This is a genomic window from Enterobacter sp. HG048, assembly GCF_024702055.1.
In the GTDB taxonomy this organism is placed as follows: domain Bacteria; phylum Pseudomonadota; class Gammaproteobacteria; order Enterobacterales; family Enterobacteriaceae; genus Enterobacter; species Enterobacter dykesii.
Genome location: NZ_JANLIZ010000016.1, coordinates 33406 through 45752, shown reverse-complemented (window position 1 = coordinate 45752; position 12347 = coordinate 33406). Strand labels below are relative to the sequence as shown.

12 protein-coding genes are annotated in these 12347 nt (G+C 55.5%); 7 read left to right on the top strand and 5 right to left on the bottom strand.

Annotation, left to right across the window (positions count from 1 at the left end):
- Nucleotides 1-25 precede the first annotated feature (25 nt).
- Both grxC and NUX24_RS17245 read right to left on the bottom strand, forming a co-directional pair.
- Nucleotides 26-277 carry a glutaredoxin 3 gene (gene grxC / locus NUX24_RS17250; protein WP_023309914.1) on the bottom strand — a complete coding sequence of 84 codons (252 nt, stop codon included), beginning with the start codon at nt 275-277 and terminating at the stop codon, nt 26-28.
- A gap of 11 nt (nt 278-288) precedes the next feature.
- Nucleotides 289-720: a rhodanese-like domain-containing protein gene (locus NUX24_RS17245; RefSeq protein ID WP_023309913.1), complete on the bottom strand. Its 432-nt coding sequence runs from the start codon at nt 718-720 to the stop codon at nt 289-291.
- Nucleotides 721-967: 247 nt separating this feature from the next.
- On the opposite strand from NUX24_RS17245, the gene gpmM reads away from it, so the two are divergent.
- From gpmM to NUX24_RS17230, 3 genes are read left to right on the top strand one after another with little or no spacing between them, the layout of a single operon-like run.
- Nucleotides 968-2512 carry a 2,3-bisphosphoglycerate-independent phosphoglycerate mutase gene (gene gpmM, locus NUX24_RS17240; RefSeq protein WP_047651775.1) on the top strand — a complete coding sequence of 515 codons (1545 nt, stop codon included), beginning with the start codon at nt 968-970 and terminating at the stop codon, nt 2510-2512.
- Between the two features lie 33 nt (nt 2513-2545).
- Entirely contained in the window at nt 2546-3805 is a 1260-nt protein-coding gene (gene envC, locus NUX24_RS17235) for a murein hydrolase activator EnvC (RefSeq protein WP_257833121.1), read from the top strand.
- Nucleotides 3806-3808: 3 nt separating this feature from the next.
- Nucleotides 3809-4741, top strand: a complete 933-nt coding sequence (locus tag NUX24_RS17230) for a divergent polysaccharide deacetylase family protein (protein WP_257833057.1) — start codon at nt 3809-3811, stop codon at nt 4739-4741.
- Between the two features lie 3 nt (nt 4742-4744).
- Here NUX24_RS17230 and NUX24_RS17225 read toward each other — a convergent pair whose 3' ends face one another.
- Nucleotides 4745-5545 (bottom strand): glycosyltransferase family 2 protein, encoded by an 801-nt coding sequence (locus NUX24_RS17225; RefSeq protein WP_257833055.1) that lies wholly within the window; start codon nt 5543-5545, stop codon nt 4745-4747.
- 204 nt (nt 5546-5749) lie between these two features.
- Here NUX24_RS17225 and NUX24_RS17220 point away from each other — a divergent pair, with 204 nt between their 5' ends.
- Nucleotides 5750-6955, top strand: coding sequence for a glycosyltransferase (locus tag NUX24_RS17220; RefSeq protein WP_257833053.1), 1206 nt, complete (start codon nt 5750-5752; stop codon nt 6953-6955).
- A 15-nt stretch (nt 6956-6970) separates the two neighbouring features.
- Entirely contained in the window at nt 6971-7885 is a 915-nt protein-coding gene (locus tag NUX24_RS17215; protein ID WP_257833052.1) for a hypothetical protein, read from the top strand.
- A gap of 28 nt (nt 7886-7913) precedes the next feature.
- Here NUX24_RS17215 and tdh read toward each other — a convergent pair whose 3' ends face one another.
- Entirely contained in the window at nt 7914-8942 is a 1029-nt protein-coding gene (gene tdh, locus NUX24_RS17210) for an L-threonine 3-dehydrogenase (RefSeq protein ID WP_047651782.1), read from the bottom strand.
- Between the two features lie 9 nt (nt 8943-8951).
- Nucleotides 8952-10148 carry a glycine C-acetyltransferase gene (gene kbl / locus NUX24_RS17205; protein WP_257833050.1) on the bottom strand — a complete coding sequence of 399 codons (1197 nt, stop codon included), beginning with the start codon at nt 10146-10148 and terminating at the stop codon, nt 8952-8954.
- Between the two features lie 215 nt (nt 10149-10363).
- Here kbl and rfaD point away from each other — a divergent pair, with 215 nt between their 5' ends.
- Both rfaD and rfaF read left to right on the top strand, forming a co-directional pair.
- Entirely contained in the window at nt 10364-11296 is a 933-nt protein-coding gene (gene rfaD, locus NUX24_RS17200) for an ADP-glyceromanno-heptose 6-epimerase (RefSeq protein ID WP_008502707.1), read from the top strand.
- A 2-nt stretch (nt 11297-11298) separates the two neighbouring features.
- A complete protein-coding gene (rfaF, locus tag NUX24_RS17195) occupies nt 11299-12345 on the top strand; it encodes an ADP-heptose--LPS heptosyltransferase RfaF (protein ID WP_257833047.1) in 1047 nt (348 codons plus the stop codon).
- Nucleotides 12346-12347 lie beyond the last annotated feature (2 nt).

The following is a 12347-nucleotide window of genomic DNA, read 5'->3' as shown; positions in this document are numbered from 1 at the left end:
CCCTTTTTAATTGTCCTAAAGTCTCTTAGCTCAGCAGCGGATCGAGTCCACCACGGGCGTCGAGCGCATACAAGTCATCACAGCCGCCAATGTGCTGCGCATCAATAAAAATCTGCGGAACCGTCGTGCGACCACTACGTTTGATCATCTCTTCGCGTTTAATCGCGTCACCGTCAATCGGCAGTTCCTGGAACGTGACGCCTTTGCTGTTCAGCAGCGCTTTCGCACGATGACAGAACGGGCACGTCGCTTTGGTATAGATCTCAATATTGGCCATGACTGAACTCCTTATTTACCGCGTACCAAAGGAAGATTTTCCCCGCTCCAGCCGGAAATACCTTCTTTCAGCACCGTTACGTTTTCGAAGCCTGCTTTATGAAGCGCGCTGGCAGATTCCTGTGCCTGCATGCCGGTCGCATCGACAACGATAATCGGCTGGGCTTTGTGTTTCTCAAGCTCACCGACGTTGTTCGCTTTGATTTCAGCTGGCAGCAGGTTGATTGCGCCCGCAATGTGACCTTTGCGGAAATCGTCACGCTGACGCAGATCGACCACGACGGCATCTTCTTTGTTGATCAGACGCGTCGCTTCACCACGGGTGATAACCTTAATTTTAGACGTCAGGCTCTTAAATGTGGTGAACAGCACAGCAGCCAGCAGGCCAATCCACGCGATGCTCAGAACCGGATGGCGGCTAACGAATTGCATAATTTCTTGCATGGAGGGTAACTACTCCCGACTAAGTGATAAAAAAAACCAGGACAGGAGTATACCTGTGCGTTCTGGCAAATACAGCCAGCGACCATAACCTAATCCATTTTCTGCGGCATGCCACCTAAAAAAATGCCTCAAAATGGTCTGGTGAACATCTTGCCCCTGCGCTTTCTTTGATCTTCTGCGGCTATTTGATCGATTCAGCTGTAGTAAAATTACGCAAATTTTGACTCTTGAGCATGAGGTTGTCGCAATGTCGGTTTCTAAAAAACCTATGGTACTGGTGATTCTGGATGGCTATGGCTACCGTGAAGATAGCCAGGATAACGCTATTTTCAACGCCAAAACCCCGGTCATGGATGCCCTGTGGGCGAAACGTCCGCATACGCTGATTGACGCGTCTGGCCTGGAAGTGGGCCTGCCGGACCGCCAGATGGGCAACTCCGAAGTCGGTCACGTAAACCTGGGCGCCGGGCGTATTGTGTATCAGGATCTGACGCGTCTGGACGTTGAAATCAAAGAACGCACCTTCTTCTCCAACCCAACGCTGTCTGGCGCGGTCGATAAAGCCGTTGCCGCTGGCAAGGCCGTACACATCATGGGCCTGCTCTCTGCGGGCGGCGTTCACAGCCACGAAGATCACATCATGGCGATGGTTGAACTGGCCGCCGAGCGCGGTGCGGAAAAAATCTATCTGCACGCCTTCCTGGACGGTCGCGATACGCCACCACGCAGCGCAAAAGGCTCTCTGCAGGCCTTCGAAGAGAAATTCGCCGCGCTGGGTAAAGGCCGCGTAGCGTCCATCATTGGCCGTTACTACGCTATGGACCGCGACAACCGCTGGGATCGCGTTGAACAGGCCTATGACCTGATGACCCAGGCAAAAGGTGAGTTCCAGTTCGCGACCGCCGTTGAAGCGCTGGAAGCGGCCTATGCACGTGATGAAAACGACGAATTCGTCAAAGCGTCCGTCATTCGCGCTGAAGGCCAGGCCGACGCCGCCATGGAAGATGGCGACGCGCTGATCTTCATGAACTTCCGCGCTGACCGCGCGCGTGAAATTACCCGTGCTTTCGTCAACAGCGACTTCGACGGTTTTGCCCGTAAGAAAGTGGTGAAACTCGATTTCATCCAGCTGACCGAATACGCCGCAGACATCAAAGCGCCTTGCGCTTACCCACCGGCATCGCTGGCAAATACCTTCGGCGAGTGGATGGCGAAGAACGACAAAACGCAGCTGCGTATTTCCGAAACTGAAAAATACGCGCACGTGACCTTCTTCTTTAACGGCGGCGTTGAAGAGCCGTTCAAAGGCGAAGACCGCATTCTGATAAACTCTCCGAAAGTCGCTACCTACGATCTGCAGCCAGAAATGAGCTCTGCAGAATTGACTGAAAAACTGGTTGCGGCCATCGAGAGCGGTAAGTACGACACCATCATCTGTAACTACCCGAACGGCGACATGGTTGGGCATACCGGGGTGATGGAAGCGGCAGTGAAGGCGGTTGAAGCGCTGGACCACTGCGTTGAGCAGGTTGCGAAAGCGGTTGAATCCGTCGGCGGCCAGTTGCTGATTACCGCTGACCACGGTAACGCTGAACAGATGCGCGACCCGGCGACCGGCCAAGCCCACACGGCCCATACTAACCTGCCTGTTCCGCTGATTTATGTGGGTGATAAATCACTGAAAGCAGTGGAAGGCGGCAAGCTTTCTGACATCGCGCCAACCATGCTGTCGCTGATGGGTATGCCGATCCCTGAAGAGATGACTGGTAAGCCGCTGTTCATCGTGGAATAATCGCTCCCCATGAGGGGAAAGGCGATTTTTTCAATCACATGGGTCGTGAAGCCGCTTAGGTTATCAGTCAGACCTCTGTTTTACGCCAGCGCACTCAGCGCTGGCGTATTGCTGTGCGCCGCATCCGCCCACGCGGATGACCGCGACCAGCTGAAATCCATTCAGGCCGATATCGCCGCCAAAGAGCGTGCGGTACGCCAGCAGCAGCAGCAGCGCTCTGCCCTCCTCGCCCAGCTTAAGCAGCAGGAAGAGGCGATCTCCGCCGCCGCGCGTAAACTCCGTGAAACGCAAAACACCCTCGCTCTGTTGAACAAGCAGATCGACGAGATGAACGCATCGATTGCCAAACTGGAGCGCCAGCGCGATGCGCAGGAGCGCAATCTTGCCGCACAGCTTGATGCCGCATTCCGCCAGGGTGAACATACCGGACTCCAGCTGATCCTCAGCGGCGAAGAGAGCCAGCGCGGCCAGCGCCTGCAGGCCTACTTTGGCTATCTCAACCAGGCGCGTCAGGAGACGATCGCGCAGCTGAAGCAGACGCGCGAAGAGGTCTCCACGCAAAAAGCCGAGCTGGAAGAGAAACAGAGCCAGCAGCAAACTCTGCTCTACGATCAGCAGGCCCAGCAGGCGAAGCTTGAGCAGGCTCGCAACGAGCGTAAGAAAACCCTTTCCGGCCTTGAATCCTCCATTCAGGAAGGTCAGAGCCAGCTCAGCGAAATGCGCGCCAACGAATCAAAACTGCGTAACAGCATCGCCCGTGCGGAAGCGGCGGCGAAAGCGCGCGCCGAAAAAGAGGCTCGCGAGGCGCAGGCCGTTCGCGACAAGCAGCAGGAAGCCTCCCGCAAAGGGACTACCTACAAGCCAAGCGAGAGCGAGCGTTCTCTTATGTCGCGTACCGGCGGTTTGGGCTCTCCTCGCGGTCAGGCTTTCTGGCCCGTTCGCGGTTCAATTCTGCATCGTTATGGCGAACAGCTGCAGGGTGAGCTACGTTGGAAAGGGATAGTTATCGGTGCGTCTGAAGGTAGCGAAGTAAAAGCCATTGCCGATGGCCGCGTGATTCTGGCCGACTGGCTGCAGGGTTACGGACTTGTGGTCGTGGTCGAACACGGTAAAGGTGATATGAGCCTTTACGGCTACAACCAGAGCGCGCTGGTCAGCGTCGGCACGCAGGTGCGCGCAGGCCAACCCATCGCCCTTGTGGGCAGCAGTGGCGGTCAGGGCCGCCCGTCACTCTATTTCGAAATTCGTCGCCAGGGTCAGGCGGTCAATCCACAGCCGTGGTTGGGAAGATAAGTTTTGCTTCAATTTCGTCGAATGGTTTTCTCCGTCGTCAGCGCGCTGGCGCTGGCTGCACCGGTATACGCAGGTAAACTCGCTATCGTGATTGATGACTTCGGTTATCGTCCGCACTATGAAAATCAGGTGCTGGCGATGCCGTCGGCCATCTCTGTCGCCGTTCTTCCAAATGCGCCCCACGCGCGCGAAATGGCGACCAAAGCCCACAGCAGCGGTCATCAGGTGCTGATCCACCTGCCGATGGCCCCGCTCAGCAAGCAGCCGCTGGAAAAAGATACCCTGCGCCCGGACATGAGCAGCGAGGAGATCGAGCGCATCATCCGCGACGCCTACAACAAAGTGCCGTATGCCGTAGGGCTGAACAACCATATGGGCAGCGCGATGACATCAAGCCTGTACGGGATGCTCAAAGTGATGCAGGCGCTGGAGCGTTACAATCTCTACTTCCTCGACAGCATGACCATCGGCAACAGCCAGGCGATGCGTGCCGCTCAGGGAACGGGCGTAAAGGTGATTAAGCGCAAGGTGTTCCTGGATGATACCCAGAACGAAGCCGATATCCGCATGCAGTTTAATCGCGCGGTACAGCTGGCCCGCCGCAATGGCTCAGCCATCGCCATCGGTCACCCACACCCGTCTACCGTTCGCGTCCTGCAGCAGATGCTGCCGACCTTGCCTGCCGATATCACGCTGGTGCGTCCGAGCGATCTGCTGAACGAGCCGCAGGTAGATACCTCTACACCAAATTCTGCGCAGCCCGTCCCGACAGCGCCGCGTAATCCGTTCCGCGGCGTGAAGCGCTGTGTACCTAAGCAACCGCCTGAACCGGTCTATGCGACCCGCTTCTTCTCCGTCATCGGAGACAGCATCAGTAACAGCACCCTGGTGAAATACGTCCAGCAGCAGTGGCAGGGATGGGGTAAGAAAGCCTGACGCTTATTTCGCAATCTGAGAGTCCGTATGCTCGTTAGCAACGGACTCTTTTTTTTCCTGATGCTGATACCAGGATTTGAAATACTTTAAAAAGCTATAGGCTGTGGCATACAGTCCCGTCGCCACCCCCACTTTGCCCTTACGCCAGGCGCCGCTAAACAGATACCATTTGAAAAAAGCCCCTAGGGCGCTGATTACGCCGCGCCCAATAGAGGGCCGTATTTTTTGATGTTGAACCAGGCGAGTTGTATAACAATTTAATTTGTTAAAAAGCTCATGCAGCGTGGGAAACGTATCATGTTTTACATAACCCGGAATACGTTCACAACGGAGAAAACCTTCGACCTGATCGTCTACCGGTCTGTTATTAAACCGGGACTGGTTACGGTTAAAAAGACGCACAGGATAATCGGGAGATGAAACAGGATAAATCGTCCGGACTTCTTCACCCAGAACAAACCAGTGGCGGCATATTCGCCATGCCATTCCGGGGTCAGGCTCATCGCCTGCTTTTAACGTTAAAACGGCATTAACCGTTTCCTGGTCAAGTATTTCGTCGCTGTCGATGCACAGGACCCAGTCATGGCTGGCTAAGGATATGGCATGGTTCATCTGCTCCCCATGCCAGACAAATTTTTTATAGACGGGTTGCAGTCCAAAGCTTTCACAAATATATCGTGTTTTGTCCGTACTGCCAGAATCGACCACGACAATTTCATCCGCTATTTTCAAAAGAGGCGGGATAACATCATGCAATAATCTTTCAGAATTAAACGTTAATAAGCAGACCGTTATTTTAAACATTTCCCACTCTCAATAGCAGCCTAAATTAATATTATTAATACTATATAAATGAGTAGAGACGATTAAAGTCCTGATTCACACTTTTAAAATAAGCACGCTTGAAATTTTGTCTAATCCTGAAACGCAATAAAATAGAAAAATCTATTTTATTTCAACAGATTCTTTATAATGCAGTCAGGTGAAGGGTAGCACACGGATTCAGACATGCCGCACAAAAGTAAAATTCTCCTCCTGGATACGGGTAAAGAATGGGGGGGAGGCACCAACAGTATGCTTGAGCTCCTGAAGCGAATCAATCGCGATAAATTCGATATTACCTGTTGTTTTTACAGTGATTATAGTCGTGCTGAAGGTGAGACGATTGGCCAGGTGCTCAACGGCATCGGCATCCCGCTCATCGTGATCCCTCAACGTCCGCAGCCGGTCTGGGCCAAATTGTTGAAGGAAGCGGGACGTAGCCTGCTGTTTTTCTCACGCAGCGCCCGCAAGGCATTGACGCGTCACGTGGATATCATGTGGCGCATCAGGCCTAATGTCAGCAAAATCGAGACCCTTTTCACGCAGGGCGGTTTCGATACGCTCTATATGAATAACCAGCCGGGCTCTAACGAGGAAGGCTATCTGGCGGCGGCGAACCTGCAGGCGCGGTTGATCCAGCACTGCCGCATTGAGCCTGTTTTGACCCCGCCGCTGGTAAAGCTGGTTAATGCCCATGCCACAAAAATCATCGCCGTCTCGCACGGCGTTGAACGCGTGTTGCTTCAGCATGGCGTCAGGCCCGAACTGTGTACGACGGTCAATAATGCCATCGACATCCACCAGCCTTTACCTGATCGACGCGCGATGCGCCAGCGCCTGAACATCGATGACGACACGTTTGTGTTCGGCAGTATTGGGTCGTTAATCCCTCGCAAAGCCAACCACCACACGCTGGAGGCGCTGGCACAGTTCAGCCAGAAGCATCCCGAGGCGAAATGGAAAATGGTGCTGGTCGGCGAAGGTGCCGAACGCCGCGCTTTAACAGAACAGGCCCGAGCGCTGGGAATTGAATCCCGCGTCATCTTCACCGGTTTTCAGAATACCCCATTTGATTACCTCGCTACGTTTGACGCCTTTATTCTGGCCTCAAAAAGCGAAGGGCTGCCGCGCGTGGTGCTGGAAGCGATGCTTCTCAATATCCCCGTTATTGGCTCTCAGGTGACCGGCACGGCGGAATTGATTGACCATGATTCGACAGGGCTGCTCTTCCCCTGGAGCGATGTTTCACAGCTTGCACAGCATCTGGACAATATCTGGGCAGACGCGGATCTGCGGGTTCGACTGGCGGCAGCTGCATACCAGAACGTCTGTCATACCTATGCTATCGAAAACTATGTCAGCGGTGTCGAAGCCGTGCTTGGCGCGCACTAACCAAACGAGATAATTATGTTTAAATTTCTTAATGCTCGCTATCGTCATATCACCGGGCGACACAACATTCCTTACAGCTCTCTGCCCGTGACGGGCGCGCTTGCTGCGGTGGATTCTATTGTGATTCCGTGTACCGGCGCAGATTTCGTCGAAGAAGCATTACTCTCTGCCACCTTCGCGGAACGTTATGCCACCGGGGTGAGCGAAATCGTCATCGTCAGCGATCAGCCTGAATCCGCCTTTGGGGTACTGCCGCCGAAAACCCGCGTAGTGACGCTAAATCTTCCGGTTCGTGAGGAAAGTTACCGCTATAAGCAGATCTACCTCAGCCGTCTGGTGAAGCTTAACGCCCCGCTGCAGGCGCGCGGTGAAGGCGTATTGATGATCGATTCCGATCTCAACTTGCTCAAGATGCCCGAGATCAACATGGCCGATATGCACATCTACTCCAGCTTCCGTCAGGGCAAAATGATTGCCAAGCTGGACGGTGCGCCAGCGGAGAAAGTGCCGGCGTATTACAAGGAGACGGTGCGCCCGTATCTGGTCGATCACGTTAACGGCGCGTTTCTTGCGGCAACCAAAACAACCTGGCGCCGTATCTGCCCGCTGTGGCTGACGCTGTTCCAGGATACCTGGGAGCTGATGGATGATACGCAGCCGCCGACCGATCAGCTGCCGCTCGCCGCGCTGCTGGACATGCTGGATTTAAAAACGGTTAACCTGGGTGACTGGATGAACTGGCCGGTCTCGAAAAAAATCGGCGGCCAGGAAGCCGTGGTACCGAAAGAGGTAATTGGCGCGCACGGCGGTTTCCCTCTCTCAGAATGGCAGAAGTATCTTGAATCGCCGGATAACAAACTGCTGTTTAAAGGTCAGGACTACACCCGCAAGGTGCGTTACCTGACGGACGAAGAGAAAAAGAGCCAATAAAAAAAGGGGCCTGAGGCCCCTTTTTTGATTACTTATCCCAGCTCAGGATCACTTTTCCTGACTGGCCGGAACGCATCGCGTCGAAGCCCTGCTGGAACTCGTCGATGGAGAAACGGTGAGTAATAATCGGGGACAGATCCAGACCGGACTGGATCAGCGCCGCCATCTTGTACCAGGTCTCGAACATCTCGCGGCCATAGATGCCCTTGATGAACAGCCCCTTGAAGATGACTTTGTTCCAGTCGATAGACATGTCTGACGGCGGAATACCCAGCATCGCGATACGGCCACCGTGGTTCATGGTGTCGAGCATGGTGCGGAACGCCGGTGGCGCGCCGGACATCTCCAGGCCCACGTCAAAACCTTCGGTCATGCCCAGCTCTTCCATCACTTCGGTCAGGCTCTCTTTCGAGACATCCACCGCGCGGGTCACGCCCATTTTGCGCGCCAGCGACAGACGATATTCGTTCACGTCGGTGATCACAACGTTGCGCGCGCCCACGTGCTTCGCCACGGCTGCCGCCATAATGCCGATTGGGCCCGCGCCGGAGACCAGCACGTCTTCACCGACCAGGTCGAAGGAGAGCGCCGTGTGCACCGCGTTACCGAACGGGTCGAAGATGGAGGCCAGATCGTCAGAGATATTGTCCGGGATTTTGAACGCGTTAAACGCCGGGATCACCAGGTATTCCGCGAAGCAGCCCGGACGGTTTACGCCCACGCCAATGGTATTACGGCACAGGTGCGTACGCCCGCCGCGGCAGTTACGGCAGTGGCCGCAGGTAATATGGCCTTCACCGGAGACGCGGTCGCCAATCTGGAAGCCTTTCACTTCCTGGCCGATACCCACCACTTCACCGACATATTCGTGACCGACAACCATCGGTACCGGAATGGTTTTCTGCGACCACTGGTCCCAGTTGTAGATGTGAACGTCAGTACCGCAGATGGCGGTTTTACGAATTTTGATCAGCAGATCGTTATGACCGACTTCCGGCTCCGGCACGTCGGTCATCCAAATCCCTTCTTCCGCTTTCAGTTTGGATAACGCTTTCATCACACGTCCTCAGGCAATGACGCCCAGCTGTTTACCGATGCGGGTAAAGGCTTCCACCGCACGTTCAATTTGTTCAGGCGAATGCGCCGCAGACATCTGGGTGCGGATACGCGCCTGACCTTTTGGCACCACCGGGAAGAAGAACCCGGTGACGTAAATCCCTTCTTTCTGCAGCTCGCGGGCAAACTGCTGCGCGACGACCGCATCGCCCAGCATAACCGGAATGATCGCGTGGTCAGCACCGGCCAGGGTGAAACCTTCGGCGCTCATTTTTTCACGGAACAGGCGGGCGTTGGACCACAGGCGGTCGCGCAGCTCAGCGCCGGACTCCACCATCTCCAGTACCTTGATGGAGGCGGCAACAATGGCCGGCGCCAGGGAGTTGGAGAACAGATACGGGCGGGAGCGCTGACGCAGCCACTCGACCACCTCTTTACGCGCGGCGGTATAGCCGCCGGACGCGCCGCCGAGCGCTTTGCCCAGCGTACCGGTGATGATGTCCACGCGGCCCATCACGTCACAGTATTCATGGGAACCGCGGCCGTTTTCGCCGACAAAACCGACCGCGTGAGAGTCATCGACCATCACCAGCGCGTCGTATTTATCCGCCAGGTCGCACACGCCCTTCAGGTTGGCGATCACGCCGTCCATGGAGAACACGCCGTCGGTGGCGATCAGCACGTGGCGAGCGCCAGCTTCACGCGCCTCTTTCAGGCGCGCTTCCAGCTCGACCATGTCGTTGTTGGCGTAGCGGAAACGCTTCGCTTTACACAGGCGTACGCCGTCGATGATGGAGGCGTGGTTCAGGGCGTCGGAGATAATCGCATCTTCTGCGCCAAGCAGGGTCTCAAACAGACCGCCGTTGGCGTCAAAGCAGGAGGAATACAGAATCGCGTCTTCCATTCCGAGGAAGCTCGCCAGCTTTTGCTCAAGCTGCTTGTGGCTGTCCTGCGTACCGCAGATAAAGCGTACGGAGGCCATGCCGAAACCGTGGGTGTCCATGCCGTTTTTTGCAGCGGCAATCAGCTCAGGGTGATTCGCAAGACCTAAGTAGTTGTTCGCACAAAAGTTGATCACATGGCTGCCGTCGGCAACGGTGATGTCCGCCTGCTGGGCAGACGTGATAATACGCTCTTCCTTGAACAACCCTTCCGCACGTGCGGTGTCGAGGTCGCTGTTTAACTGTTTGTAAAAATCACCACGCATTGCAATTCTCCAGACTCGGCAAATTTCGGGACATATTACCCAAACCTATAGTTCATGACGAGATGACACGTCATCTCTTGTCGTTTTTGCAGCATAAATCACGCGTACCCCTGCGCTGTGAAGGTGAATGGCTGAAGGGCAGCCATACTAATGATATGATAGAGACATTAGCGTCCGGGATTGTCCCCGGGCTCCACACTTCAAAGGTTACAGTTATGATCATCGTTACCGGCGGCGCGGGCTTTATCGGCAGCAATATTGTTAAGGCTCTCAATGACAAAGGCATCACCGACATCCTGGTGGTTGACAACCTGAAAGACGGCACCAAGTTCGTCAACCTGGTGGATCTGAACATCGCTGACTACATGGATAAAGAAGACTTCCTTATCCAGATTATGGCAGGCGAAGAGTTCGGCGAGATCGAAGCTATCTTCCACGAAGGTGCGTGTTCTTCCACCACCGAGTGGGACGGTAAGTACATGATGGACAACAACTATCAGTACTCCAAAGAGATCCTGCACTACTGCCTGGAGCGTGAAATTCCGTTCCTGTACGCCTCTTCCGCGGCAACCTACGGCGGCCGCACCTCTGACTTCATCGAGTCCCGCGAGTATGAGCAGCCGCTGAACGTCTACGGTTACTCCAAATTCCTGTTCGACGAGTACGTGCGTCAGGTGCTGCCAGAAGCGAACTCACAGATCGTCGGCTTCCGTTATTTCAACGTCTACGGACCGCGCGAAGGCCACAAAGGCAGCATGGCGAGCGTGGCGTTCCACCTGAACACCCAGCTGAATAACGGCGAAAGCCCGAAACTGTTCGAAGGCAGCGACGGCTTTAAGCGCGACTTCGTTTACGTGGGCGACGTTGCCGCAGTGAACCTGTGGTTCTGGGAAAACGGCGTATCCGGCATCTTCAACCTGGGTACCGGCCGCGCGGAGTCCTTCCAGGCGGTGGCTGACGCAACGCTGGCGTATCACAAAAAAGGCAGCATTGAGTACATCCCGTTCCCTGATAAGCTGAAAGGCCGTTACCAGGCGTTCACCCAGGCTGACCTCACCAACCTGCGCGCCGCAGGCTACGACAAGCCGTTCAAGACCGTTGCCGAAGGCGTAACGGAATATATGGCCTGGCTGAACCGCGACGCATAAGTATGAAGATTCTGGTGATCGGCCCGTCATGGGTGGGCGACATGATGATGTCGCAAAGTCTCTATCGCACGCTCAAGGCGCGCTATCCCCAGGCGATAATCGACGTGATGGCACCCGCGTGGTGCCGTCCGCTGTTGTCGCGTATGCCGGAAGTGAATGAAGCCATCCCGATGCCGCTTGGCCACGGGGCGCTGGAAATCGGCGAACGCCGCAAGCTCGGTCATAGCCTGCGCGAGAAGCGCTACGATCGGGCGTATGTCCTGCCAAACTCCTTTAAATCCGCCCTGGTGCCTTTTTTTGCGGGCATTCCACATCGCACCGGCTGGCGCGGCGAAATGCGCTACGGCCTGCTGAACGACGCGCGGGTGTTGGATAAAGAGGCCTGGCCGCTGATGGTGGAGCGCTATGTGGCGCTGGCCTACGACAAAGGCGTGATGCGCAGTGCGAAAGACCTGCCGCAGCCGCTGCTCTGGCCGCAGCTTCAGGTTAACGACGGCGAAAAATCCCAGACCTGTAACGCGTTTGGTCTATCGTCTGAACGCCCGATGATTGGCTTCTGCCCCGGCGCCGAGTTCGGCCCGGCAAAACGCTGGCCGCACTATCACTATGCGGAGCTGGCGAAACAGCTGATTGACGAAGGCCACCAGATTGTCCTGTTCGGTTCGGCAAAGGACCACGAGGCAGGCAACGAAATTCTCGCGACGCTCAGTAATGAACAGCAGGCCTGGTGCCGCAACCTGGCGGGAGAAACGCAGCTTGAACAGGCGGTTATTCTGATTGCCGCCTGTAAGGCCGTGGTCAGCAACGATTCGGGCCTGATGCACGTCGCCGCAGCGCTCAACCGCCCGCTGGTGGCGCTGTATGGCCCAAGTAGCCCGGACTTCACGCCCCCGCTTTCTCATAAAGCGCGCGTCATTCGCCTGATCACCGGCTACCACAAAGTGCGCAAGGGCGATGCCGCAGAAGGCTACCATCAGAGCCTGATCGACATTACGCCAGAGCGCGTTCTCGAAGAGCTTAACGAACTGCTGTTGAGCGAAGAAGGATAACG

Bases quoted from the DNA above. Each gene is read 5' to 3' on its own strand.
- NUX24_RS17225 (WP_257833055.1), bottom strand. From the start codon at position 5,545: ATGTTTAAAATAACGGTCTGCTTATTAACGTTTAATTCTGAAAGATTA.
- grxC (WP_023309914.1), bottom strand. From the start codon at position 277: ATGGCCAATATTGAGATCTATACCAAAGCGACGTGCCCGTTCTGTCAT.
- NUX24_RS17220 (WP_257833053.1), top strand. From the start codon at position 5,750: ATGCCGCACAAAAGTAAAATTCTCCTCCTGGATACGGGTAAAGAATGG.
- tdh (WP_047651782.1), bottom strand. From the start codon at position 8,942: ATGAAAGCGTTATCCAAACTGAAAGCGGAAGAAGGGATTTGGATGACC.
- rfaD (WP_008502707.1), top strand. From the start codon at position 10,364: ATGATCATCGTTACCGGCGGCGCGGGCTTTATCGGCAGCAATATTGTT.
- rfaF (WP_257833047.1), top strand. From the start codon at position 11,299: ATGAAGATTCTGGTGATCGGCCCGTCATGGGTGGGCGACATGATGATG.
- gpmM (WP_047651775.1), top strand. From the start codon at position 968: ATGTCGGTTTCTAAAAAACCTATGGTACTGGTGATTCTGGATGGCTAT.
- NUX24_RS17215 (WP_257833052.1), top strand. From the start codon at position 6,971: ATGTTTAAATTTCTTAATGCTCGCTATCGTCATATCACCGGGCGACAC.
- NUX24_RS17245 (WP_023309913.1), bottom strand. From the start codon at position 720: ATGCAAGAAATTATGCAATTCGTTAGCCGCCATCCGGTTCTGAGCATC.
- kbl (WP_257833050.1), bottom strand. From the start codon at position 10,148: ATGCGTGGTGATTTTTACAAACAGTTAAACAGCGACCTCGACACCGCA.